Origin of the sequence: Pseudoalteromonas sp. Angola-4, assembly GCF_028599265.1 — a bacterium.
In the GTDB taxonomy this organism is placed as follows: domain Bacteria; phylum Pseudomonadota; class Gammaproteobacteria; order Enterobacterales; family Alteromonadaceae; genus Pseudoalteromonas; species Pseudoalteromonas atlantica.
In genome coordinates this window covers 49,908-76,080 of the sequence record NZ_JAQREK010000005.1, presented here as the reverse complement: position 1 = coordinate 76,080, position 26,173 = coordinate 49,908, and the positions used below count along the sequence as shown (strand labels likewise).

General features: G+C 40.7%; 22 protein-coding genes and 1 tRNA gene. 14 read left to right on the top strand and 9 right to left on the bottom strand.

The window, feature by feature from the left end:
• Window positions 1-233 precede the first annotated feature (233 nt).
• Complete coding sequence (gndA, locus tag PSH48_RS08460) at window positions 234-1,607, top strand: NADP-dependent phosphogluconate dehydrogenase (RefSeq protein WP_024034078.1); 1,374 nt, start codon at window positions 234-236, stop codon at window positions 1,605-1,607.
• 66 nt (window positions 1,608-1,673) lie between these two features.
• Here the strand turns inward: gndA and ansA are convergent, their stop codons facing one another.
• Together ansA and sppA are read right to left on the bottom strand one after the other, a co-directional pair.
• Complete coding sequence (ansA, locus tag PSH48_RS08455) at window positions 1,674-2,684, bottom strand: asparaginase (protein WP_024034079.1); 1,011 nt, start codon at window positions 2,682-2,684, stop codon at window positions 1,674-1,676.
• 82 nt (window positions 2,685-2,766) lie between these two features.
• On the bottom strand, window positions 2,767-4,632 hold the full coding sequence (sppA, locus tag PSH48_RS08450) for a signal peptide peptidase SppA (RefSeq protein ID WP_096739664.1): 1,866 nt from the start codon (window positions 4,630-4,632) through the stop codon (window positions 2,767-2,769).
• Between the two features lie 219 nt (window positions 4,633-4,851).
• On the opposite strand from sppA, the gene PSH48_RS08445 reads away from it, so the two are divergent.
• The 7 genes from PSH48_RS08445 (at window position 4,852) to PSH48_RS08415 (ending at window position 10,308) form a co-directional block, all read left to right on the top strand.
• Window positions 4,852-6,813 (top strand): oxidoreductase, encoded by a 1,962-nt coding sequence (locus PSH48_RS08445; protein WP_121637424.1) that lies wholly within the window; start codon window positions 4,852-4,854, stop codon window positions 6,811-6,813.
• A gap of 90 nt (window positions 6,814-6,903) precedes the next feature.
• Window positions 6,904-7,587 (top strand): HvfX family Cu-binding RiPP maturation protein, encoded by a 684-nt coding sequence (locus PSH48_RS08440; RefSeq protein ID WP_055253459.1) that lies wholly within the window; start codon window positions 6,904-6,906, stop codon window positions 7,585-7,587.
• A gap of 241 nt (window positions 7,588-7,828) precedes the next feature.
• On the top strand, window positions 7,829-8,377 hold the full coding sequence (locus PSH48_RS08435; RefSeq protein WP_004587853.1) for an NAD(P)H nitroreductase: 549 nt from the start codon (window positions 7,829-7,831) through the stop codon (window positions 8,375-8,377).
• Window positions 8,378-8,581: 204 nt separating this feature from the next.
• Entirely contained in the window at window positions 8,582-8,959 is a 378-nt protein-coding gene (locus tag PSH48_RS08430; protein WP_024034084.1) for a hypothetical protein, read from the top strand.
• A 128-nt stretch (window positions 8,960-9,087) separates the two neighbouring features.
• Window positions 9,088-9,178, top strand: a tRNA-Ser gene (locus PSH48_RS08425).
• A gap of 53 nt (window positions 9,179-9,231) precedes the next feature.
• Complete coding sequence (locus PSH48_RS08420; protein ID WP_029772511.1) at window positions 9,232-9,618, top strand: hypothetical protein; 387 nt, start codon at window positions 9,232-9,234, stop codon at window positions 9,616-9,618.
• A gap of 69 nt (window positions 9,619-9,687) precedes the next feature.
• On the top strand, window positions 9,688-10,308 hold the full coding sequence (locus tag PSH48_RS08415) for an FKBP-type peptidyl-prolyl cis-trans isomerase (protein ID WP_004587856.1): 621 nt from the start codon (window positions 9,688-9,690) through the stop codon (window positions 10,306-10,308).
• 267 nt (window positions 10,309-10,575) lie between these two features.
• Here the strand turns inward: PSH48_RS08415 and PSH48_RS08410 are convergent, their stop codons facing one another.
• On the bottom strand, window positions 10,576-12,957 hold the full coding sequence (locus PSH48_RS08410) for a TonB-dependent receptor (protein WP_273611340.1): 2,382 nt from the start codon (window positions 12,955-12,957) through the stop codon (window positions 10,576-10,578).
• Between the two features lie 124 nt (window positions 12,958-13,081).
• A complete protein-coding gene (locus tag PSH48_RS08405; RefSeq protein WP_273611339.1) occupies window positions 13,082-13,471 on the bottom strand; it encodes a YkgJ family cysteine cluster protein in 390 nt (129 codons plus the stop codon).
• A gap of 212 nt (window positions 13,472-13,683) precedes the next feature.
• Between PSH48_RS08405 and PSH48_RS08400 the strand changes: the two genes are divergently transcribed.
• Genes PSH48_RS08400 through PSH48_RS08390 form a run of 3 tightly spaced genes read left to right on the top strand, consistent with a single transcriptional unit; the run spans window position 13,684 to window position 15,256 of the window.
• Window positions 13,684-14,112, top strand: a complete 429-nt coding sequence (locus PSH48_RS08400) for a hypothetical protein (protein WP_024034088.1) — start codon at window positions 13,684-13,686, stop codon at window positions 14,110-14,112.
• Between the two features lie 39 nt (window positions 14,113-14,151).
• The gene (locus PSH48_RS08395; RefSeq protein ID WP_273611338.1) at window positions 14,152-14,631 is read left to right on the top strand and encodes a hypothetical protein; all 480 of its coding nucleotides are present in this window, start codon (window positions 14,152-14,154) and stop codon (window positions 14,629-14,631) included.
• A 22-nt stretch (window positions 14,632-14,653) separates the two neighbouring features.
• On the top strand, window positions 14,654-15,256 hold the full coding sequence (locus PSH48_RS08390; protein WP_004587861.1) for a DUF1287 domain-containing protein: 603 nt from the start codon (window positions 14,654-14,656) through the stop codon (window positions 15,254-15,256).
• Window positions 15,257-15,258: 2 nt separating this feature from the next.
• Here PSH48_RS08390 and yfaE read toward each other — a convergent pair whose 3' ends face one another.
• From yfaE to ubiG, 5 genes are all read right to left on the bottom strand, one after another.
• The gene (yfaE, locus tag PSH48_RS08385; protein WP_004587862.1) at window positions 15,259-15,531 is read right to left on the bottom strand and encodes a class I ribonucleotide reductase maintenance protein YfaE; all 273 of its coding nucleotides are present in this window, start codon (window positions 15,529-15,531) and stop codon (window positions 15,259-15,261) included.
• Window positions 15,531-16,661, bottom strand: coding sequence for a class Ia ribonucleoside-diphosphate reductase subunit beta (nrdB, locus tag PSH48_RS08380; RefSeq protein ID WP_004587863.1), 1,131 nt, complete (start codon window positions 16,659-16,661; stop codon window positions 15,531-15,533). Before nrdB ends, yfaE begins: the two co-directional genes overlap by 1 nt.
• A gap of 73 nt (window positions 16,662-16,734) precedes the next feature.
• Window positions 16,735-19,017, bottom strand: coding sequence for a class 1a ribonucleoside-diphosphate reductase subunit alpha (gene nrdA, locus PSH48_RS08375; RefSeq protein WP_054982452.1), 2,283 nt, complete (start codon window positions 19,015-19,017; stop codon window positions 16,735-16,737).
• A 412-nt stretch (window positions 19,018-19,429) separates the two neighbouring features.
• Window positions 19,430-20,110: an HAD family hydrolase gene (locus PSH48_RS08370; RefSeq protein WP_273611337.1), complete on the bottom strand. Its 681-nt coding sequence runs from the start codon at window positions 20,108-20,110 to the stop codon at window positions 19,430-19,432.
• On the bottom strand, window positions 20,110-20,820 hold the full coding sequence (ubiG, locus tag PSH48_RS08365) for a bifunctional 2-polyprenyl-6-hydroxyphenol methylase/3-demethylubiquinol 3-O-methyltransferase UbiG (RefSeq protein WP_004587866.1): 711 nt from the start codon (window positions 20,818-20,820) through the stop codon (window positions 20,110-20,112). Before ubiG ends, PSH48_RS08370 begins: the two co-directional genes overlap by 1 nt.
• Window positions 20,821-20,998: 178 nt before the next feature.
• Between ubiG and gyrA the strand changes: the two genes are divergently transcribed.
• The 3 genes from gyrA (at window position 20,999) to aroA (ending at window position 26,168) form a co-directional block, all read left to right on the top strand.
• A complete protein-coding gene (gene gyrA, locus PSH48_RS08360) occupies window positions 20,999-23,698 on the top strand; it encodes a DNA topoisomerase (ATP-hydrolyzing) subunit A (RefSeq protein ID WP_024034094.1) in 2,700 nt (899 codons plus the stop codon).
• A 110-nt stretch (window positions 23,699-23,808) separates the two neighbouring features.
• Window positions 23,809-24,891 (top strand): 3-phosphoserine/phosphohydroxythreonine transaminase, encoded by a 1,083-nt coding sequence (gene serC, locus PSH48_RS08355; RefSeq protein ID WP_273611336.1) that lies wholly within the window; start codon window positions 23,809-23,811, stop codon window positions 24,889-24,891.
• The gene (aroA, locus tag PSH48_RS08350; RefSeq protein ID WP_273611335.1) at window positions 24,891-26,168 is read left to right on the top strand and encodes a 3-phosphoshikimate 1-carboxyvinyltransferase; all 1,278 of its coding nucleotides are present in this window, start codon (window positions 24,891-24,893) and stop codon (window positions 26,166-26,168) included. Before serC ends, aroA begins: the two co-directional genes overlap by 1 nt.
• The last annotated feature ends 5 nt before the right edge of the window (window positions 26,169-26,173 follow it).

The following is a 26,173-nucleotide window of genomic DNA, read 5'->3' as shown; positions in this document are numbered from 1 at the left end:
ACACCGGTGTCAAAATCCGTCAATGATCTTAAATTCAAAATACGCAGAGTATTTGTAACCGCACAGCCCTTATATTTGATACAATTGCAGTGCTTTTTAATAGCGTAATAAAAAAGCATGCTGTATTAGCTCAACGTTCGCATTTTATGACGGTATGAGTATAATGCACGCGGTATTATTTAATGAATTACTTAGTTTACTAACCAAATAGTTGTTACCGAGGAGGACACTAAATGCAAGTTGCATTAGTCGGGTTAGGCGTTATGGGCAAAAATATTGCCTTAAACATGATTGAAAAAGGCATAACGTTAGTCGCATATGATAAAAACCCACATGCGGGTGAAGAGTTATTAAGTTGTGCTAAATCGCAAGGCATGGCCGATAGACTTCATATTGTTTCTGATTTAGGAGACATGGTAAGGCGTTTAGAAGCACCTCGCTCTATTTTATTATTAGTGCCTGCAGGCGAACTGGTTGATGCTGTGTGTAATGAGCTTGTTGAAGCTGGCGTACAGTGTAACGATATGATTGTAGATTGTGGTAACAGTAACTACAAAGACGGCATTAATCGTAAACTTAAGTATCAAAACAAATTTGAATTTGCCACCATGGGTATTTCTGGCGGTGCCGAAGGCGCTCGTCATGGTCCTGCAATGATGGCAAGTGGCTCAGAAGGCGGTTGGGAGCGAATCGAACCGTGGTTTGAAAAAGTAGCCGCTAGCTACAATGGCGAGTCGTGTTTTGCACGCGTTGGTCAATCGGCCAGTGGCCATTTTGTAAAAATGGTTCACAACGGCATTGAATACGCAATTATGCAGCTTATTGCTGAAGTGTATCAACTACTTCGTATTGGTACAGGTCGCTCACCAAAAGAAGTGGCTGAAATTTTTGATGACTGGTCTACCGGTCACTTAAATAGCTACTTACTTGCTATTTCTAGCCATATTTTATCTCTTGAAAACACCAAGCAAGAGCCGCTTGTTGATTTAATTGATAATAAAGTAGGCGCAAAAGGCACAGGCCTGTGGACTGCGCAAAATGCACTTGAACTGGGTATTGCTGTTCCTTCACTGGTTGCCGCGGTGCAAGCTCGCCACTTAACCAATGTATGTGACACCACCGCAGCACAAGAAATGACATATGCCGCTAAAGCTACAAACAAGGTTGATATTGACCTTGAAGAGCTAAAAGATGCATTTACATTGGCGAGCTTATTAGCGTATCGCCAAGGTTTAGCGTTAATTAAAGGGGCTTCTCGTACCCATCAGTGGAAAGTAGACTTGTCTAAAACACTGCAAACATGGCGTGCCGGTTGTATTATTCGTGCTGACTACCTAGATAGTGTAGCGCAAGGCGTTGAATACATTGATACGCTTGAAAATGAATCTAATGCGCTTCGCAAAGTAACTGGGCAAGCTGTGATGACTGGCTTAGCGTTCCCTGTACTTGCATCAACACAAACGTATTTAGCCACATTAACCACACCAAGTAATGGGCATTTAGTACAAGCTCAGCGTGATTACTTTGGTGAGCATGGTATTAAAACTCACTCAGGTGAAGTGTGCCACTTAACTGATTTAGTGGGTATAGACGCGAAAGTAAGATAATTACCGCGTTTATAAATTAATAAAGGCACGCTATTTAGCGTGCCTTTTGCGTTTTGGTCACTAAAATTAGCGGCTTAATTCACCGCGTAAATTGTCTTGCATTAAATGGCGAATCGTTTCAATTTCTAGGTTTTGGCTAAACAAATAATGCAGCTTTGTTAAACACGCCTCTAGTGTCATATCGTAGCCACTTATTACACCAATATTTAATAACGCGTTACCCGTAGCATAGCCGCCCATATTTACATGGCCTTTTAAACACTGCGTTAAATTAACAATAACCATGCCGCGTTTACTTGCCTCACTTAGCACGTCTAAAAAGTCGGGGTCTTGTGGGGCATTACCTACGCCAAAGCTAAGCAATACCAGTGCTTTTATATTGTCATTCACCAAACTTTTAACCACGTCTTTACTAATGCCTGGGTATAAATAAAGTACACCAATTGGTTGAGGTGTAATGGTGGTTACCTGTAGTTCGTTTTCTACATAAGGGCTTAGCTGACCTTTAATTAGCTGAATATTAATTCCAGATAACGCTAAAGGCTCTAGGTTAGGAGATGCAAAAGCATTAAAACCATCGGCATGTGCTTTCGTGGCTCGGTTACCTCTAAATAATTGGTTATTAAAAAATAAGCTCACTTCAGCAATAGGGTAATTAGCCGCTAAAAACATGGCGTTTAATAAGTTAACTTGGCCGTCAGAGCGTAATTGCGATAAAGGAATTTGTGAGCCAGTAACAATAACGGGTTTAGTTAAATTTTCGAACATGAACGACAGGGCAGAGGCTGTGTAAGCCATTGTATCGGTGCCATGAAGTACCACAAAACCATCGTAATCGTGGTATTTGCTTTTAATGTCATCAGCTATTAGTTGCCAATGCGCTGGCGACATATCTGATGAATCGATTAATGGGCAGTACTCGTGAATATCAAAAAGGGGCATTTCTTCACGGTTAAATTCTGCGTTATTGACCACTGTTTCTGTTAAAAAACCTTCAGCCGGAATGTAGCCACGGCTCGATTTTTTCATACCTATGGTACCGCCAGTGTATGCGATATAAATGCGTTTACGTTTCATAAAAAAAGCCCAGTAAAAAAACTGGGCTTAGTATAACGTTAAGTTGTTTTAAATACAGCTGCTTGAGTAAATACGTGCACTTTTATTGTGCAACGCTACACTCTAAACAACGTGCGTATACACCCTGCGGATCGTTATAATCTTTTAGATCAGCTACTTCACTACTTAGGCGCTTTATCACCGTATTAATATTAGCTTGAGTGGCTAAAACAGAGGCTGTATTTGTATTTAAGCCAAGCATAGATTTAACGGATGCACTGCCAAAAATATCTTGCAGCATTTTTTCTTGCGGGCTTAGGTCTTGTTTAATTGTTTTCACTTCGTAGTGATTAAGTTTTGCAAGCGCCGCTGCGGCATCAATCGCATCTTGTTTATCACCAAGCTTATCAACTAGGCCAAGCTCTTGTGCTTGTGAAGCAATCCACACACGCCCTTGTGCAATTTTATCAACTTGCTCTGGTGTCATATTGCGCGCATCAGCAACCACATCTATAAAGCGGCTATAAGCTTCTTCAACACTCATTTGAATAACTTGCGCCATTTTTTCATTAAGCGGGCGAGTAATAGAAAATCCAGCCATTTCTGACGTTGCAACACCATCTGAGTACACACCAATTTCAGATAAAGTATCTTCAAAAGTCATAAATGTACCAAACACACCAATAGAGCCGGTGATGGTACTTGGTGCTGCCCAAATTTCGTTAGCTGCTGAGGCAATCCAATAACCGCCAGATGCGGCAACTGAGCTCATTGATGCGATTACAGGTTTGCCTGCGGCTTTAAGTGCTAATACTTCAGCACGAATAACCTCAGAGGCAAACATACTGCCGCCACCTGAATCAATACGTAAAACAACCGCTTTTACTTTATCATCAAGGCGTGCTTTGCGAAGTAGTGCTGCGGTAGAGTCACCGCCAATTTCACCTGCTTTGCGCTCACCATCAACAATCGTACCTTTAGCAACAACTACAGCAACTTTTTCTGTAATTGGGTTATCAAATTCGATAGGGGGCTTAACTAAGCTTAAGTATTCACGAAAAGACACTTGCTTAAATGTTTTACCGTCTTCTTGTGCGCCAACTAAATCAATGAGTTGTTGGCGAATTTGCTGAGTTGTTTTAAGCGAGTCGACCCATTGATGGTCAAGTGCATATTTACCTGCATCGCCATTTGCAGCCTTCATTTTAGCAAGGTAAGCATCCATGGTTTCGTCAAAGTTAGATTCATCAAAAGGGCGTACCGCAGCAACATCTTGCTTATATTCGCTCCATAATGCACCAAGCCAAACGCGGTTTGCTTCTTTAGCAGCATCAGACATATCGTTACGAATAAACGGCTCTACCGCCGACTTAAACGTACCAACACGGAAAATATGCTGCGTTACTTTAAGTTTTTCTAGTGCTTCTTTAAAGTAAAGTGGATACATTCCATAGCCTTCAATGGCTACCGAACCATAAGGATGCATTGCAATTTCATCGGCATGCGATGCAATATAATATTGCGATTGAGTGTAATAGTAGCCCGATGCAATCACTTTTTTACCCGCTTGCTTAAAGGCATCTAACGATTTAGTAATACGCTTTAGCTTATTTAGGTGGGCTTTCGGCATTTCTTGCAAATCTAGTAAGATAACGCTGATGCGCTCGTCATTAGTGGCTTCATCAATCACTTTGACTACATCATCAAGTAAAATTTCACTAGGTGCTTCTGAATTAGACGTAGCATCGTTAATGGCTGCTTCGACAGGGTCTATATATGTTTTTTCTTCCACAATAGGCCCATTAAGATTAAGCCTAAGTACAGAGCCATCTTCTATTATTATTGTATCGTCATCGCTTGATAGCGACATAAAAAATACAACAACCAGTAATAAAAACAAAATGTTGAGTATTAAACGACGAGAAAAGTTTATTCCAGCCCAAATACCTCTAAATACCTTTGCTATCAAAATAGCTCCTTAATTTGGTACAGCTAATACATTAGTTCCATCTTAGCCTAGAATAAAAATAATTTTAACTGCTAAATCGTAACGAAGTGTTTATGAGGTTACATAAATATACGTTTTTAATAGTATTTTTAATTAAATGCAGGCACATATTGCTTATTACTTGCCATTAAAGCAGAATTAGCTAATGTATACAGGTTAGACCAGTTAACGGGGCACAGGATGTTAGAACAACAATTACAATTAAAACACACACAATTACGAAACCGCTTGGTAATGGGCTCAATGCACACAGGCCTTGAAGAGGGCTGGCACAACCGCAAAAGGTTAAGCGCTTTTTACGAGGCGCGTGCTAAAGGCGGCACGGCCATGATCATTACCGGGGGATACAGCCCTAACTTGCGCGGTAAATTAACGCCTATTTCTTCATCATTTAACAGTTATTATGATGTATTTAAACACCGTGCATACACAGGCGCCGTTCATAAACATGGCGGAAAAATATGTTTGCAGCTTTTACATGCTGGTCGATACGCTTATCATCCGTTTAACCAAGCCCCAAGCGCTATTCAAGCGCCTATAAATCCATACAAACCTAAACAAATGTCGCTAGGCTCGATTAAAAAAACCATTAAAGACTTTGCGCACTCTGCCTATATGGCAGAAAAAGCAGGTTACGATGGTGTTGAAGTAATGGGCTCTGAAGGTTACTTAATTAATGAATTTATGGCGCCACACACCAATAAGCGCGATGACGAATTTGGTGGCAGCCTAGAAAATAGAATGCGATTAGCGCTTGAAATAGTTAAAGCCGTTAGGGCTAAAGTATCTGATACGTTTTTAATTATTTTTAGATTATCTGTTATGGACCTAATCCCGAATGGCTCAACCCCTGATGAAGTCACTATTCAGGCAAAAGCACTTGAGCAGGCCGGTGTTGATATTTTTAATACTGGCATTGGGTGGCATGAAGCACGCGTGCCAACAATCGCCAGTATGGTGCCTCCTGGAGCATTTAAAGAGGCTTCAAAACGATTAAAGTCAGTGGTGAATGTACCTGTTATAGCTGTAAACCGTATTAATACGCCGGATATAGCCAACCAAATCCTTAATGATAATGAAGCCGATTTAATTTCAATGGCTCGCCCTTTATTGGCCGATCCTGAGTTTTTTAACAAATATCAAAATCAGCAAACTAAACAAATAAATATTTGTATTGGCTGTAACCAAGGCTGTTTAGACCACGTATTTAAAAATAAACGTGCAACCTGTTTAGTTAACCCACAAGCCGCCTTTGAACTTGATTACCCGTTAGATAAAGCTTCTAACGCTAAAAATGTATTAGTTGTTGGAGCGGGCCCTGCTGGGCTTTCGGCAAGTTGTTATTTGGCTGAAAAAGGGCACACAGTAACGCTTATCGATCAAAAAACACAAATGGGTGGCCAATTTAATCTAGCCATGCAAATTCCAGGTAAAGAAGACTTTAATCATACGCTTAGCTACTTTACTAATGAACTTGAAAGGCTCAACGTAAATGTAGAACTTGGTAAAGCCTACGATGATGCAATGTTACAAAAATACGATGACATCGTATTTGCCACAGGTGTACGCCCGCGTGAAGCTGCAATTGAATGCGCAGACTCTAAGCGTGTATTTGCTTATGATGAAGTTATACGCGGTGAGGTCGAACTGGGCAAATCAATAGCCATTTTAGGTGCCGGCGGTATTGGCTTTGATATGGTTGCTTTTTTAAGTGAGCACAAATCGCAATCTATTCCTGAGTTTAAAAAGCAGTGGGGTATTGAGTGCGAGGCAGAGCCGCACAAAGATGAGCGACAATTATACATGCTAAAACGCAGTGCAGGGCGCTTTGGTAGCGGGCTTGGTAAAACTACAGGCTGGATACATCGTCAAGTTGCTAAGCAACATGGTGTTAAACAAATTGCTGATTGCCAGTACCACAGTTTTGATAAAAATGGCCTTACAGTTACTGTTGCCGGAGAAAAACAAGTACTGCCGGTTGATACGGTTATTGCGTGTATAGGGCAGGTTTCTAATAATGAAGTGCTTGAGCAACACCGGGAAAATGCAAAGGTACATGTTATTGGTGGCGCTAAATTAGCAGCAGCAATTGATGCAAAGCGTGCAATTTTTGAAGCGCTTCAAGTGGCTAGAGCCATTTAACAGTGTTAATAAAATGAAATAATTTACAGTACCCTCAGGTCTTGTGTGTATAGAGTCCATAACTTAATACACTGACAAAGCAGGCCACACATGAGTAAATTATTTCGTTTGTATAATAAAATCATGGGTAATCTATCGTATGCCGACGGATTACCTGCGTTACTTTTTCGCTTAATTTTAGCCCCCGTAATGATTATTGCGGGCTTTAATAAATTAGCCCTAAGTGGAGAAACCGACGGCTTTTTTAGCTATTTTCTTGCTGATGCAAGCGTTGTGCAATGGTTTGGCAATAGTGAATGGGGTTTAGGCTTACCATTTCCAGACTTACTTGCCTTTTTAGCTGGCTGGAGTGAATTTTTAGGCGGGTGGTTTTTACTCTTTGGGCTATTTACCCGCTTAGTAAGCATTCCGCTGATGTTTACAATGGTTGTGGCAGCAACAACTGTGCATTGGCATAATGGTTGGTTTGCTATAGCGCCATCAAACCCTACAACCAGTTCAGCTCAAGTACTTGATTGGTTATCAATTCCAGGGGCTAAAGAAAGCCTTGAAAACTCACTAGAAGTACAAGAACGTATAGGTAAAATTAGGGGCATAGTTGAAGAGCACGGATTTACTGATTACTTATATGAAAAAGGTAAACCTTCCATAATAAATAACGGTATTGAATTTTCTGCTATTTATTTTGCCATGTTACTTAGCTTGTTTTTTGTAGGTGGCGGTCGCTTTGTTAGTGTTGATTATTGGCTCAGGCGTGCAGTAGTAAAAGAGTAGCAAACAAATTGGTTTAAAAAGGGCGTATAAATATTTTTATACGCCCTTTTTGCTTGTAACCTGTGTTAAACGCATAGCGCCTCTCTCGGATTTATACAGTGGTATATGAATATTGTTTACGCAGTAAGGGCGCTGTAATACGAGAGAATAAGTAGGGTTTTAATAAAATTGATAATTAAGCAGAGTTTATTTTTTAAAGGCATAAATGGTACTCTAACGTTTTGAATTATGAGAGTACGCTATGGATGCTATTGAGCTTTTACTAACCCGCCAATCTGACGCTAAATTAACCGCCCCAGGACCAAATTCAGAGCAGCTCGATATAATAAAGCAAGCCGCGTTACGGGTGCCTGATCACGGATGTATTGCGCCTTGGCAGTTTATTGTCGTTCAAGGTGATGCCCGCCATAAATTAGGTGAGATATACCATCAAAGCGCCGTTGCTGAGCAGCAAGAAGAAAAAGTGATTAAACGCGCAAAAGAGCTTGTGCTGCGCGCACCGATGATCATTATTGCTATTGCTAAGTATCAAGCCCATCCAAAAGTGCCGCGTATTGAGCAAGTACAAAGCGCCGGTTGCAGTGTACTTGCCATGCAACAAGCCGCATTTGCACAAGGTTTAGGTGGTGTATGGCGTACAGGGTATTTTGCACAAAGCACAGCAGTCAAAAATGCCCTTAATTTAGACGAACAAGATGAAATTGTTGGGTATTTATATTTAGGCACCCCAGAGATTGAGTGCAAAAAGGCAGCTAAGCATAAACCAGATGATTACTTCACTTATTTATAATAAATAATGAACTATTGTAGTTCTGCGCAGTCATATAGCATTAAGGTTGCTGCTGTTAGGCTCGTCCTTTTTTGATTTAGCTGTGAGAAGTGCACGGAAGCAATATAGGTTAACTTTTTCTTCTTCAGTTTGTTTTTTAATCGGTTGTTTTTTGTTAAAGTATGGAAAGTCTTAATAAAAATAACGATAAAGAAGACGAAAACGATGGGAAATTTATTTTTACAAGAAAAAGAGAATTGGCTGGCATGGTCAATTTGGGGAATAGTGGGTGCTTTTATTACACTTTATGTGGCAATGAGCACGAATACTGCACATTTTATAGCTGGCTCTGCTATGGGAATGCTTGTTTTATTAACCTGGTGGATGCAGCAGTCTAAAAGGTTTGATTTTGGTCGGGCCTTTAAAATTTGTTTTTATGTGTTATTGCTTAGTGTATTACCTGCATTTTTATTTGTGGTAGTACCAAGTGATGATTTAAACCGTTTTGATTTAATATTTCAAAGCGTTACATTTTTAGCACTCAGTTTATTACTGTGCTTAATTTGTTCGTGGATTGCACGTAGGCCAAAGCAATATTATTAATAGGGCAATGAGCAATGTAGGTTTTTAGCTATTTGTGGTGGTTTTTTGAACCAAATGCTGTTTTTAGCTAATTATTTACATTTAGGTCTTTACAAGTTGCTCAATACCCCCTATTATTCGCGCCGTACGGAGAGATGGCAGAGTGGTCGAATGCACCGGTCTTGAAAACCGGCATAGGTTTGTAGCCTATCTAGGGTTCAAATCCCTATCTCTCCACCATTATTTAAAAAAACCGCCTTATGGGCGGTTTTTTGCTTTGTGGAGTTTAATAAATGTCAAAAGAAGCAAACCTTACAACATCGCAACGCTTAGTAAAGCATGTACTACTGTGGATTGTATTTGGCTACTGCTATCAAAGCGCGATTAATTTATTAATAAAAATGGCAGCAGATGCACAACCAGACGCAACGCTTATCACCGCCTTTGTGTATGGTATTGGCTTTAACGTATTAACTGCGCATCTTATTACTAAATACGATACGCATTGGCCTGTAATTGGCGCAGCTTTTATTGCTTTAGTTGGTTTAGTATTAGTGCCATTGGTGCTGTTTGGCAGTGGCGGTTTACTAGCGTGGCCATTGCTTGTTGGATTTTTATTCAGTTTACCCCTTTGTAGCTACATAGTTGGCAAAATTAAGGTAAAACACAGTAAAAACTAGCCCCAAACCGGTTTTATTTTATGTTAGCATGTACGCGTCTTTTAACTAACAAAACGTGAAAAACACATTATGTCAGATAATTTTACTACAGATGCTGAAAAAGCAAGTTACGGTATTGGCTTACAAATGGGTGAGCAACTTAAGTCTAACCCTTTTGAAGGCTTAAACCTAAATTCAGTATTTGAAGGCATGAAAGATGCGTACGCTGGTAGCGCTTTTCAAGTTGAGATCCCTGAGATCCAAGCTGCATTTGAAAAAATTAACGAAGAGATCCAAGCGCGTCGTGAAGAAGAAGCAAAAGTACTTTCTGCTGAAGGTATTGCATTCTTAGAAGAAAACGCTAAGCGTCCTGAAATCACTGTTACCGAGTCTGGTTTACAATACGAAGTACTAGCAACAGGCGAAGGCGAAAAGCCAACTGCTGAGTCTACAGTACGTGTTGATTACCACGGTACATTAATTAACGGTACAGTATTTGATAGCTCTTACGAGCGCGGTCAACCAGCTGAATTCCCAGTAGGTGGCGTGATCAAAGGTTGGACTGAAGCTTTACAAATGATGCCAGTAGGCACCAAATGGCGTATTTACGTTCCTCATGAGCTTGCTTATGGTGAACGTGGCGCAGGTGCTGCAATTGCACCTTTCTCAACGCTTGTATTTGACGTTGAGCTACACGAAATCCTTTCTTAATTTAGTTATTAAGTCAGTATTTAAAAAGCCGTGGTCTTGACCGCGGCTTTTTTGTGTCTTGTGGTTTTATACCAAGCTTTAAAAACGTTAATAATTTAGGCCTATCCGCATAATTAAGTGAGTTATTTTGGGGGAAAGATAAACTTGCTACCTGCGCTACAAACGCTATTACAACAAGTAAATAACCTAGTTAATTAAATGAGTAGGCATAAAAAACCGCATATAAAATGCGGTTTTAAAAGTAACTGAATAAATGCCAAAGCGTTATTAAAAATAACCTCTAATACCAAAGCGGAAGTTTCTACCTGGTAGTGGGGCTTTATCTTTTATAAACGAGCTGTGAACAAAGCCAAGTTCGTCTGTAATGTTATCTACATTTAAGTATAACTGCGTATCTATAGCGCCTAAACTTAACTGATAATTAGCTTGAGCATCAACAATTGTGTAGCCATCGGTTTTAGTTTCATAGGCGCTAATATTATCTTGCTCAAAGTAGTGCGTACCTGTGAGTGTTAGTTGTAAATCGCCTACATTGTATTGTAATTCAGATCCTAATTTATTTGCTGGTATGCGCGGCAAGTTACCTTCGTCGTCTTTTAGCTTAGCGCGTGTTGAATCACCAAATACTTTAACCATGGCATTAGGGTCAATTTGATAGTGTACATCAAATTCTACACCATAGAGTTCAGCATCTTTGCTGGCAAACTGATATACGGCAACTGCATCATCGTGAGCGCCAATTGCAGATTCTAAACCATCTTCTTCGTCGTAAACTAATCCAGTATTTTGTTGATAATAAAAGTTTTTAATATCGTTATAGAAAAAGTTAACTGTGTAACCAAAGTCACCGCTAAAACGTCTAAAGCTAAAATCTAAATTGGTCGATTTTTCTTGTTTAATGTCTTCTGGCTCAAAGTGAACCTCGTTACCTTCAATATGATAGCCAAGGCCTAGCTCGTAAGTACCTGTAGCAATGTGTAATCCGTTTGATAAAAGCTCAGCAGAAAGGGGCGCACGCTCAGAGTGAGATAAGCTAAGTGCGACGCTTTGCCCTGGTGTGTATTGCCAAATAGCACCGGCAGAGGCGCTTACATTAGTAAAGCTTTCGCTGTATGCAATGCTTTCTTCTTCGCCTTCGTCATGATCTTCTTCTTCATCGTGATCATGTGCGTGCTCGCTTTCGGTAATTGTGCTTGTTATTTCGTAATCTTCAATACGCGCACCAAGCTCGAGTGTAACATCACCAAATTCACGTTCTTCAAGTAGGTATAACGCATGTGTAGTGGTTACACTTGCAGGAGTAAATGCTTCTTCGCCAATTGCGTCGTAGTCCGATTCGCTATAATGATAGCCCATCATACCGTGCCACTGCGCTAACTTGTGCTCTACATTTAAGCGTGCTTCGGTTGTTTCGTTTTTAAAGGTGGTGCCAATTTCACCGTCTTCAATTTCACTGTGTTTGTAATCAGTGTAGCCAACACGAAGGTTAATATTTTCAATCCAGTTGTTATCGAGCGCATAGCTTATAAGGCCTTGCCAACGATCTTGCTCTAGATGTGCATAAACAGACTCTTCTTCCTCTTCATCTGCGTGCTCATCGTGTTCTTCTTCGGTTTCACCTTCATGGTCATGGTCATGATGCTCATGCCCAGGAATACCGTAATCGGTTTCAATGCTACCGTAAGAAAAGCCAACCGTTAAATGATCGCCCACATAACTCGTACCCACATTAAATGTGTCGCTATCAATAAAAGTGTTTTCTACAGAGTTATGGGTTTCAACATCACCATCTTCATCTGTAATGTTAAATGTCGGCGTTTCATAGTCATCACCGCTGCGTTTAGTCCCATCAAAATGAAAGTTAAATCCGTCATTTCCTGTTTCTAGTTTTGCAGCCACGGTATTTGAGTTAGAAACCGTGTCATGGCTGTATTCAGCAGCACCGGTTAAATCATCTAAATTGCTCGTTGGAATACGGTTATCAACCACATTTACCACACCACCAATTGCACCTGAGCCATAAAGTAGGGTGCTTGGTCCGCGCAATACTTCAATTTGTTCCGCTGCTAAGCTGTCGCTTGAGGTTGCATGGTCGGGGCCAATGCGCGATGCATCGCTGGCATCTAAACCGTTTTGGGTAATTTTAACGCGAGGGCCATCTAAACCCCGGATAATAGGGCTTGATGATACCGGACCAAAGTAACTGGCATTAACACCTGGTAAGCCCTTTAGTGTTTCGCCAAGGGTCGCTTTTGATTTGTTTTTAAGCTCATCACCTGATAAAACGCTCACCGGCGAAATCATTTCTAAGCTATTTTTATGCAGTGCAGAGGCATATACAACAACGGTTTCTACCGAGGTAGGGGTAAGCGACACCGTCACATTGTTTGAGTTTTCATTTACCGCAATACGCGAGTCTATAAAGTTGTCTTTACTTACATGCAATTGACTTTGAGAGTCTACATCAATAGAAAATTCGCCCTGTGCGTTGGTTTTTACACCTTGGTCTTTACCATGTACGTGTACAGCTGCGTTTTCAATAGGTTGGTTTTTATCGTCTGTTATTTTACCGGTAACGGTAGCAGCAAGTGCTGAATGAGAACATAAAACAGAAAAAACTGCAGAGGAAATTAATGTTAACTTTGTCATTATCTTAAAGGTTCGCGGTTACTATGTTGTGATATAATATAACACCGCATTTTTGACTTATCAACAATGTTATACTATAGCTTAATGTTTTTCGATGAATAACCACGCAAATAAGATAAGCTGTTTAAAAGCGGCTATCAAGCATAATTATATTAAGCTTATGTTGTGCTCTAGTTTGGTTTTTTACATCGATAGGTTCTATCATTTCGCATTCATCACGTATCATTTCTGACACCAGGCTTGGATAATGGCGGCAATCTTCTGGCCTATCTAGGTAAATGCTGCAGGTATACATTGTTTTATGGGAGGGCTCTTTTTTGGGCGCTATTTCTAAAAAGGGGCAAGTGGAGAGTCGCAATTGCGTTTTTGGATCAAACCAAATTTCATCATCTTTAACATATTGATAAATCTCTGGGTTAAACAGTGCCCACATTTCAATTTCTTGTAAGGTTGCACTTAAATCGCCCCCACCGTATTTAATACAGCATTTACCGCATTGGTTGCACTCTTTCATTTTTAGTCAGTATATTAGGTGTCCATTTGTTTTTCAGTGTATCACTGTAACTAACGTGGATTACTTTTTTATATATAATTTTAAAACCACACTTTTAATTCCAACTCGCTATCTATTATTAATGTATTATTACACCTAAATAATTAGCCGTTCTAATAAGGTTAGGACGCCTCTAAATAGTTAGTTTAGTGACCAGTTAAGGATAGTTCCTGATGATGAACACCAAAGTATATAAAGCAGTACATGATTTAGCAGAGCAACTGATGGAAGCTGCAAATAGAAACGACCGTAAAAGGTTTGAATTATTATTTTCTAGGCTCAAAGCTATTTGTGAAGAAAACGAGAATACTTCAAAAGATCACCCTGTACAGTGGGAAACCTTAGCTGATTTTACCGAAGAACTTGAAGAGGCAATTACCACATATGAAAAAGCGCTACAGAAGTCGGTTGCAATCAATAATAAAGATCATATGTCGTCGGTTGCTTATTCAATGGCAACTCTACAAATAGAGCTTGGACAAAAAAATGAAGCGATTAAAAGCCTAAAAAATGCCAAGGTCAGCGCTAATAAAATTGAAGATAAAGCGCTTAAAGCTGAAATTCATGATTTACTTGAGTCACTGACAGAAGAAGAAGGTTAATTAAACCTAGTTAGTCGCGATTGTAATGAGGTTTGGAATATGGATATATTAACCGCAATCGAGCAATGGATTGATGAGGTAAATCATAAATATAAATACAAACGGGTGTGCTGTACTCAATTTGCAGCACAGTTTGCAGGTTTTTACCCAACTGAATTTTTGGAAAATGCCTTTTATGTTGTAATCGATGAAATACCCAAGCCCGATTTTGCTGCTTTACGTGCCATGGGGCTGGGTGATTTTATTGATATGAAAGTCAGCGGCATAACTTATAAAAATACTTACTACTTGTTGCCGACAAGTGTTGATAACTTGCGCGTACATTTTCATGAATTAGTGCATGTATTGCAGTGGCAAAATCTTGGTGCTTTAGCCTTTATAGAGCGCTATATGAATGAAATTAAGCACTTTGGTTATCACAATGCACCGCTTGAAATTATGGCTTATTCGCTCGATACTCACTTTATAAATTCAGGTGAGAAAATAAATGTGCCTGAGTATGTACTGGATGCATTATAAATTTTTTTACAAGGAACAGAATATGGCTAATGTATGGTTATATTTTAGTGTATTAGCGCCTTTTAGTGCCTTAGCAAATTCATTTGAAGAAGATATAACTGCTGCATTAATACAGCGAACAACACACCAAGTTACGTATGATGGGAGTTATCGTTCAATAAGTTACCCAGGTGGTGACGTGCCAAGTAATATTGGGGTGTGTACCGATGTGATTATTCGTGCTTATCGCCAGTTAGGTATAGATTTACAACAGTTAGTACACGAAGACATGCGTGACAATTTTACTCTGTACCCCTCAAAGCGTATTTGGGGGCTGACCAAACCCGATAAAAATATAGACCACCGAAGAGTGCCTAACTTACAAACCTACTTTAAAAGACAGGGTCGTGCGTTAGTGTTATCTGATAGCCCTGAAGAGTATAAAACAGGTGATATAGTGACTTGGATGTTACCGGGTAACCTGCCACATATAGGTATGGTAGTTAATGAGCGTTCAGTACAAACTGGCAATCCATTAATTGTACATAACATTGGCCGCGGGGCAGAAAAAACCGATATGCTTTTTGATTATAAAATCACGGGGCACTACCGGTTTGAACCACAGCATTTGAATAAAACGCAGTAAATTTATTTTAAATTAATACTTATATTACCGTTTGGCTTACAGCAACACAGCAGTATTTCGCCCTCGCGTACAAACGCTAAAGGCTCTTCGTTATAGTGCACTTGGCCTGAAACTAACGTGGCTCTGCACGCGCCACAATAACCTTCGCGGCATTGATAAGCTACATCTATTTTTTGGTTTTCTAAGCAATGTAAAACAGAAGGGCAGCCAGTGCTAAATTCTATACACTGGCTGTTATCTGCAAGCGTTATACTTGCAGTGGGTTTGTCACTCATTATAAATCAAAGTCACCAAATTCTGAGGCATCTACTTGTGAGTCAATTTGACCTACAAGGTATGAGCTAATTTCAGCTTCTTGCGGTGCAACTTGCACGTTGTCAGACACAAGCCATGAGTTGATCCATGGAATTGGGTTACTGTTGTTTTCAAATTGCGCAGGTAGGCCAATGGCGGTCATACGTGCGTTGGTGATGTATTCAACATACTGACATAAAATGTGTTTGTTTAAACCAATCATAGAGCCATCTTTGAATAAGTACTCTGCCCATTCTTTTTCTTGCTCTGCGGCTTCAACAAACATTTTAATGGCTTCTTCACGGCACTGCGCGGCAACAATCGCCATTTCAGGGTCGTCTTTACCATCTTGCATAATGTTTAAAATATGCTGCGTACCCGACAGATGAAGTGCTTCATCACGTGCGATTAGCTTGATGATTTTAGCGTTACCTTCCATTAATTCACGCTCAGCAAAGGCAAACGAACACGCAAAGCTGACATAAAAACGAATGGCTTCAAGAATATTTACCGACATCATGGCAAGGTAAAGTTTCTTTTTAAGATCAAATAAGCTAATCACAACGGTTTGACCGTTAATTTCGTGCTTGCCTTCGCCATACAGGTTATAAAGCGACACGCCATTGATTAAATCATCGTAGTAGGTGGTTACCGCATCAGCACGTTCGCTAATTTTTTCGTTACTAACTATGTCATCAAAAATAAGTTCTGGTGACTGTGTAACGTTACGAATAATGTGGGTGTAAGAGCGACTGTGAATAGTTTCACTAAATGCCCACGTTTCTATCCATGTTTCTAGCTCAGGAATAGACACAATAGGGAGTAGGGCAACGTTTGGCGAGCGGCCTTGTACACTATCAAGCAGCGTTTGATATTTTAAGTTACTTAAAAATATGTGCTTTTCGTGCTCTGGCAATGCTTGAAAGTCTAAACGGTCTTTACTTACGTCTACTTCTTCCGGACGCCAAAAAAACGAAAGTTGCTTTTCAATCAATTTTTCAAAAATAGGGTATTTTTGTTGATCGTAACGCGAAACGTTAACGGTTTGGCCAAAAAACATTGGCTCTTGCATTTGATCATTATGGTTACGACTAAAAGTAGTATAAGACATGTCTATCACTCAAAAAACTATCACTAAAACTATCAGGACAAAGCGGGCAAAGAGCCCGCTTTAAGTTTAACTATTAAATTTTACACGCGCCGCCTGCACAATCATCATCTTCCACTTCTGGAGTGTCGTCTTGTGCATCTGATGCGCCATCACGGGTGTTATGGTAGTAAAGTGTTTTAACACCAAGCTTGTATGCACCTAGTAAGTCTTTTAATAAGACTTTCATAGGTACTTTACCGCCTTCGTATTTGTTTGGATCATAATTAGTATTGGCCGAAATAGTTTGGTCAATAAACTTTTGCATTATGCCCACTAACTGTAAGTAACCATCGTTTGATGGAATATCCCACAGCAGCTCGTAGTTATCTTTTAAGCGTTCGTACTCAGGAACTACTTGTTTTAAAATACCGTCTTTACTTGCTTTAACGCTAATGTGACCACGTGGTGGCTCAATACCGTTAGTTGCGTTAGAGATTTGCGACGATGTTTCTGAAGGCATTAATGCGCTAAGTGTTGAGTTACGCATGCCGTGCTCTTTAATGCTGGCACGTAACGAATCCCAGTCTAAGTGCAGTGGCTCATCACAAATTTTATCTAGGTCACGTTTGTACGTATCAGTTGGCATAATACCTTGAGAGTACGTTGTTTCGTTAAACTTAGGACACGCGCCACGCTCTTTAGCCAGCTCGTTTGATGCCTTCATTAAGTAGTATTGAATTGCTTCAAACGTTTTGTGAGTCAGTGCATTAGCACTGCCATCAGAGTAACGCTTACCATTTTTAGCAAGGTAGTACGCGTAGTTAATTACGCCTATTCCTAACGTACGACGGCCCATAGTGGCATTACGTGCAGCCGGTACTGGGTAGTCTTGGAAATCAAGTAGGTTATCAAGTGCACGTACTGCAAGCTCAGCAAGCTCTTCAAGTTCATCAAGTGACTCAATAGCGCCTAGGTTAAATGCAGATAGCGTACAAAGTGCAATTTCGCCTTCTTCATCGTTTACGTTATTTAACGGCTTAGTTGGCAATGCAATTTCTAAACATAAGTTAGATTGGCGAATTGGCGCCACTTTAGAAATAAACGGGCTGTGCGTATTACAGTGATCCACGTTTTGTAAATAAATACGACCTGTGCTGGCACGCTCTTGTGCGAACATTGAGAAAAGCTCAATCGCTTTAATACGCTTTTTACGAATAGACTCGTCTTGTTCGTATTTTACGTATAACGCATCAAACTCGTCTTGGTCTTCAAAGAATGCATCGTAAAGGCCAGGCACATCTGATGGGCTAAATAACGTAATGTAGTCGTCTTTAATTAAACGAGAATACATTAGTTTATTAAACTGTACGCCGTAATCTAAATGACGAACACGGTTATCATCAACACCACGGTTATTTTTAAGTACCAGTAGGTTTTCTACTTCTAAATGCCAAAGCGGGTAGAATAACGTTGCAGCACCGCCACGTACACCACCTTGCGAGCAGCTTTTAACCGCTGTTTGAAAGTGCTTATAAAAAGGAATACAACCAGTGTGGTACGCCTCGCCATTACGGATATGGCTACCTAATGCACGAATACGGCCGGCGTTAATACCAATACCTGCACGTTGTGAAACGTACTTAACAATGGCAGATGATGTGGCGTTAATTGAATCAAGGCTGTCGCCACATTCAATAAGTACACACGAGCTAAACTGACGCGTAGGGGTACGCACACCCGACATAATTGGCGTAGGTAAAGAGATTTTAAACGTTGATACTGCATCGTAAAAACGTTTGATGTAGTCAGTACGTGTTTCGCGCGGGTAGTCAGAGAATAAACTAGCAGCCACTAAGATATATAAAAACTGGGCGCTTTCGTAAATCTCACCCGTTACGCGGTTTTGTACTAGGTATTTACCTTCAAGCTGCTTTACTGCTGCGTAGCTAAAGTTAAGATCGCGCGAATGATCAAGATAAGCATCTAGCTCATCAAGCTCTTGCTCTGTGTAATCAACGAGTAAATGAGCGTCGTAGCGTTTGTCTTCAACCATTTTTGTAACATGATCAAATAAACGTGGTGGCTCAAACTGGCCATACGCTTTTTTACGTAAGTGGAATACAGCTAAGCGGGCAGCTAAGTACTGGTAGTCAGGCGACTCTTTTGAAATTTGATCGGCTGCTGCTTTAATGATGGTTTCGTGAATGTCTTTTGTACGAATACCGTCGTAAAATTGAATGTGTGACTTTAATTCAACCTGTGAAACCGATACGTTGTTTAAACCTTCGGCGGCCCATTCAATAACGCGATGGATCTTATCAAGATCTAAAGGCTCTTTACGCCCGTCACGCTTGCTTACAGATAACTGTTGGTTCATAGCTTTGCCTGTATTCCTTGGGAATTGTGTATTTTGACCAATGCTTTATACCTCGCTAAAGCAAGGTACGTATTCATTTATTATAAGTTTCACCGTATTGGCGAATTTAATTGAATAACATTTGGCCACAATATCTGGTGTTGTTCAATTTAGAGATCACAAGATAGTGTGGTCTGAGCTGATTTGCAAGGGACATAATTGCCCCTATTTGTGGATAACTTTGGGATAACGTATTTGTGTTAGTAGTCACTCACCTTCGAACAATCATTTAAGTTGAAATAGCTAAAAATCAACTAATGATCTGCTAAATTTATGCATTTTGAAAATAAATTTCGACTGCTTTTTTTATCAACAAGCTTTGCATAAAAACTAACACAATCACAATATATAGTGTTTAATAATTTACATGGCACTATATATGGTTAAAAGCATCAATAGGGCTGTGCCAGTTAAAATCGGCTTCCCAGCCCTTGGCCTCATCAATACTTGGTATAAAGCCCCAAAGCGCTGTTGCTGTGTGCATACCTGCGGCTTTACCTGCTTCTATATCACGTTGAGCATCACCTATGTATAAACAACGCTTAGGATCTACGTTCATCAGTTTTGTACAGTGTAGTAAGGGTAAAGGTGATGGTTTAGCCTCGGTGAGGGTATCGCCACTGACCACAACGCGTGCATTTTTTAAAGCGGGTATAGCAGCCACTAATGGATCGGTTAAAAACCCGGGCTTATTAGTCATTATTCCCCATTTTATACCTTGGTTATCAAGGGCTATGAGTAATGATTCTATGCCTTCAAAGCAGCGGGTGTGTGTAGCTAGGTTTTGGCTGTAGTGGCTGACTAACTGTTTTATACGTTCAGTTTGTGGTTGCGATGCCCATTGCGCTTTAAAGCCAAGTTCAAGCAATGCGCCGGCGCCATTAGACGCTACTTTTCTATACGCTTCAGGCGTAACTTGCGCAACACCTTCACTTTTAAGTACGGCATTTAAAGCAGCACCTAAATCGTCTGCTGTATCAAGCAAGGTGCCATCTAAATCAAATAAGAAAGCGTCATACTCAAAAGGAGTTAAGGGGGTATGAGAGCTAGCCATTATGCTAACTTCTCAAAATGAAGAATGTAATTAACACTCACATCTGTATTTAATGAATACTGCTTAGAAAGCGGGTTGTAGCCTAGGCCAGCACTGGCACGTACTTTTAAACCGGCTTGTTCAGCCCATGCAATAAGTTGTGCAGGTTTGATAAATTTGTTGTGATCGTGTGTGCCCTCAGGCACCATTTTTAACAGCTTTTCAGCACCTACAATAGCAAACAAGTAAGCTTTAGGCGTTTTATTTAGGGTTGAGAAAAAAACATCAGCCCCTGGCTTGGCAAGCTCTGCGACTGCATGAATAATAGAAGCAGGGTCAGGTACGTGCTCTAGCATTTCCATACAGGTTATTACATCAAAGCGAGCAGGGTGCTGGGTTGCAAATTCTTCTGCAGGTACTTTTATATAGTCAACATTTACACCGGTTTCTAGGCTATGAAGCTTTGCTACGGTGAGTGGCTCTTGGCCCATGTCTATACCGGTTACGTGTGCGCCCATGCGTGCCATGCTTTCGCTAAGAATGCCGCCACCACAGCCTACATCGAGTGTTTCTTTATCAAATAAGCCTTGGGTTTTGTTAGCCACAAAGTCTAATCGTAATGGGTTAATTTCGTGAAGAGGTTTAAACTCTCCGTCTTGGTCCCACCATCGCTCTGCAATGGCTTCAAATTTTGCTATTTCTGCGTTATCTACATTTTGATGTTCGGTCATAAAATACTTCCTCGTCAATCTGAGGCCATTATATAGGGCTAAATTGATAAATCGCAAAGTTTTGCGCCTGTAAATTTAAATTAATTGTGATAGCATGGTCGCTTAGAAATAATAACAAATACTCTTGGCGCCTAATACCGGGTTGCTAAGAGCTGATACTGAAGGAATGTGATATCAAATGACTGATCTCGCCAATGAAATTCTGCCAGTCAATATTGAAGACGAGTTAAAAAACTCCTACCTTGATTACGCAATGAGCGTAATTGTAGGACGTGCATTACCAGACGTACGTGATGGTTTAAAACCTGTTCACCGCCGCGTTTTGTTTGCAATGAACGAGCTTAGTAATGACTGGAATAAGCCTTACAAAAAATCGGCCCGTGTGGTCGGTGACGTAATCGGTAAATACCACCCACACGGCGACAGTGCAGTTTATGACACCATCGTGCGTATGGCACAGCCATTCTCACTACGTTATATGCTTGTAGATGGCCAAGGTAACTTCGGTTCGGTTGATGGTGATTCAGCAGCGGCAATGCGTTATACAGAAGTACGTATGGCAAAAATGTCGCATGAGTTATTAGCCGATCTTGAAAAAGAAACGGTTGATTTCGTTCCTAACTACGACGGTACCGAACAAATTCCTGACGTTTTACCAACCAAAGTGCCTAACTTACTTGTTAACGGTTCATCGGGTATTGCGGTAGGTATGGCAACAAACATTCCACCTCATAACTTAACTGAAGTGGTTAATGGTTGTTTAGCGCTTATTCAAAACCCTGATTTAACGATTCATGAATTAATGGATTACATTCCGGGTCCTGATTTCCCAACGGCGGCCATTATTAATGGTAAAAAAGGCATTGAAGATGCTTATTTAACCGGCCGTGGTAAAGTGTACATGCGTGCACGCGCCGACATCGAAACCGATGAAAAAACAGGCCGCGAAACCATTATCGTGCACGAAATTCCTTATCAGGTTAACAAAGCGCGCTTAATTGAAAAAATTGCTGAGCTTGTTAAAGATAAAAAAATTGAAGGCATTAGCGCACTACGTGATGAATCAGATAAAGACGGTATGCGTATCGTTATTGAGATCAAACGTGGTGATGTAGGTGAAGTTATCCTCAACAACTTATATTCACAAACTCAGTTACAAACTGTGTTTGGTATGAATATGGTTGCATTAATTAACAACCAACCTAAGTGTTTCAACTTAAAAGAAATGCTTGAAGAGTTTGTTATTCACCGCCGTGAAGTGGTTACACGCCGTACCGTATTTGATTTACGTAAAGCGCGCGACCGTGCTCATACCCTTGAAGGTTTAGCGATTGCGCTTGCCAACATCGACCCAATTATTGAGCTTATTCGTAAATCGCCAACCCCAGCTGAGGCTAAAGTAGCCTTAACAGCTCGCCCATGGGACTTAGGTAACGTACAAGCTATGCTTGAAAAAGCAGGCGAAGACAACGTAGCACGCCCAGATTGGCTGGCAAGTGAGCTGGGTATTCGCGATGGTCAGTACTATATTTCTGAGCAGCAAGCACAAGCAATTCTTGATTTACGTTTACACAAACTAACCGGTCTTGAGCATGAAAAAATCTTAGCAGAGTACCAATCGCTGTTAGATTTAATTGCTGAGCTACTACACATTTTAGGTAGCCCTGAGCGTTTAATGGAAGTTATTCGTGATGAGTTAGTAGAAATTAAAGAGCAATATGGTGATGAGCGCCGCACAGAAATTAACGCGGCAGCGCACGATATTAGCCTTGAAGATTTAATTAACGAAGAAGATGTTGTTGTGACCCTATCGCACGAAGGTTACGTTAAGTATCAGGCATTGTCTGATTACGAAGCGCAGCGCCGTGGTGGTAAAGGTAAGTCAGCAACGAAGATGAAAGATGAAGATTTCATTGAGCGTCTTTTAGTGGCTAATACCCACGATACCATTTTATGTTTCTCTACTGCGGGTCGTTTGTACTGGCTTAAAGTATACCAGTTACCACTGGCTAGTCGCGCCGCTCGCGGTAAGCCAATTGTTAACTTACTGCCACTCGAAGATGATGAGCGCATTACTGCTATCTTACCTGTACGCGAGTACGAAGAAGATAAATACATTTTCATGGCAACTGCATTTGGTACTGTGAAGAAAACACCACTAACGGCATACAGCCGTCAACGTGCAAGCGGTATTATTGCGGTAAACCTTAACGAAGGCGATAGCCTAATTGGGGTTGATATTACCGACGGTAGCAACGAAATTATGTTGTTTACTGATGCAGGTAAAGTGGTACGCTTTAAAGAAGCGGAAGAGTCTGCTGTTGTTGATGAAAACGGCAACCCGGTACTCGACGAAGAAGGCAACCCTGAAATTCGTTTCAAAGGTGTTCGCCCTATGGGTCGTACTGCTACCGGTGTTCGTGGTATTAAAATGGCCGACGACCAACGCGTAGTGTCGTTAATTGTGCCTAAGTCTGACGGTGCTATTTTAACTGTGACTGAAAATGGTTACGGTAAACGTACTCAACTTGAAGATTACCCATCTAAGAGCCGTGCGACACAAGGTGTTGTATCTATTAAGGTGAGTGAGCGTAATGGCGCAGTAGTTGGCGCTGTACAAGTTGACGACAACGACGAAATAATGATTATTTCAAACCGTGGCACGCTAGTACGTACCCGCGTTAATGAAGTATCGACGGTTGGACGTAACACCCAAGGTGTTATTTTGATCAGAACTATTGACGAAGAGCAAGTAGTTGGTTTACAACGTATCGAAGAGATTGAAGTTACAGACAGTGACTTAGTTGATATTGAAGACGTTGAAACGGTTGATACAGTAAATGAAGAAGCAACGGATGATAATCCACCTTCTGAATAACTGAAATTGAAAAAGCGGCTAAGGCCGCTTTTTTTAATCATGTTGAAAAAAATTAATAATCCTTTTTTGTTTATCAAAAGAGTTTAAATTACTGGAATGAGGCAAAGGTAATGAGTAAATATAATTTTTGTGCGGGGCCAGCTATGCTTCCACAAGCTGTTATGCAAAAAGCACAAAAAGAATTTTTAGACTGGCAAGACTTAGGCGTATCTGTGATGGAAATTAGCCATCGTAGTAAAGATTTTTTAGCGCTTACAGCAAAATGCGAAGCCAGTCTTCGTCGTTTAATGAACATTAGCGATGAATTTGAAGTGTTATTTATGCACGGTGGTGGCCGCGGTCAATTTAGCGCTGTGCCATTAAATTTACATCAAAATGGTAAAACGGCGGTTTACTGCGAGAACGGCGTTTGGTCTAAAAGTGCCACTGATGAAGCTAATAAATTTACTCAAACCCACTCAATCAACGTTAGAAATGACGCAAACGGGCTGTTTTCTATAAAAGAAGTGGCGCAGTGGGACTTACCTGCAGATGTATCTTACATTCACTACTGCCCAAATGAAACAGTAGACGGCTTAGAGATTTTTGATGTGCCGAGCCACCCAACGGCACCTATTATTGCTGATATGTCATCGACTATTTTGTCGCGTGAAATTGACGTAAATAAATTTGATTTAATTTATGCCGGTGCACAAAAAAATATAGGTCCATCAGGTATAGCTATTGTTATTGTTCGCAAAACATTACTTGAGCGTGAAGGTTTAGCTAAACCAGGTATTTTAGATTACGCACTTGAAGCAAAACAAGGCAGCATGTTTAATACACCGCCTACTTTTGCATGGTATTTAGCGGCCGAAGTATTTGAATGGCTAGAGCAAAATGGTGGCGTTAAGGCAATGGAAGCACAAAATATTGCTAAAGCTAAGCTGCTTTATGACTTTATTGATGAATCGCCTTTTTATACTAATAAAGTAGCGACGCATTGTCGTTCGCGTATGAATGTACCGTTTTGGCTAAACGATGAAAGCTTAAACGAAAAGTTTGTAACGCAATCTAAAGAAGCCGGCTTACTTGCCCTAGAAGGGCACCGAATTGTAGGCGGTATGCGCGCAAGTATCTATAACGCAATGCCACTTGCAGGTGTGCAAGCCTTGGTTGACTTTATGGCGGCATTTGCACAGGAGCACAGCTAATGGAACAACTTCGTTTAGAGCCTATTTCTCGTGTAAATGGCAGTGTGACCTTACCAGGGTCTAAAAGCCTATCAAACCGTATTTTATTATTAGCAGCGCTGGCTCAAGGGACTACTGTTGTAGAAAACTTGCTAGATAGCGATGATATTCGCCATATGTTGGGTGCATTAAAACTACTAGGTGTTAACGTAACGCTTAATGATGATCGCACTGTGGCAACCGTAGAAGGGGTTGGCGGTGTATTTAAAACCCCAAGTGACCCTTTATTTTTAGGCAATGCAGGTACAGCGTATCGTCCTTTAACAGCGGTACTCGCTGCTGTAGCAGGGGAGTATGAGCTTATAGGTGAGCCGCGCATGGAAGAGCGCCCAATAGGACACTTGGTCGATGCGCTACAAGCACTTGGTGGCGATATTACCTACACAAAGCATAAAGACTACCCACCACTAAAAATAATTGGTGGGCAAATTAAAGGCGGTACTGTTGAAATTGATGGCAGTATTTCTAGCCAATTTTTAACAGCATTGCTAATGGCTGCCCCTTTATTTAGTGGTGATACGCAAATTACCATTAAGGGTACTTTGGTATCTAAGCCTTATATTGATATTACGTTAGATGTAATGGCACGTTTTGGGGTGACAGTTGAGCACAGCGACTATACAACATTTAAAGTTAAAGGCGGCCAACAATACCAATCACTAGAGCGAATTATGGTGGAGGGTGATGCATCATCAGCGTCTTACTTTGTTGCGGCAGCGGCTATTGCCGGTGGCGAAATTGAAATTAAAGGCGTGGGCGCTAAATCAGTTCAAGGTGATATTGGTTTTGCTAAAGTGATGGAACAAGTTGGCGCTGAAATAAAATGGTATGACGAGCGTTTAGTTGTTCGTAAAGGTGAATTAAAAGGTGTAGATATTGACGCTAACGCTATCCCTGATGCGGCAATGACACTTGCTACGGTTGCTTTATTTGCTAAAGGGCCTACGGCTATTCGCAATATTTATAACTGGCGTGTAAAAGAAACCGACCGTTTATATGCTATGGCAACTGAGCTTCGTAAAGTGGGTGCCGAGGTTGTAGAGGGTGAAGATTTTATCGAAATTACACCACCGAGTACATTCAATGATGTGGCTATAGATACGTATGACGATCACCGTATAGCGATGTGTTTTGCAATGGTTGCCGTAGGCGGAAAGCCTATTACAATCAACGATCCTAAGTGTACATATAAAACTTTTCCAACCTTTTTCAAGGTTTTAGCATCAGTGAGTGAGTAGGTTTT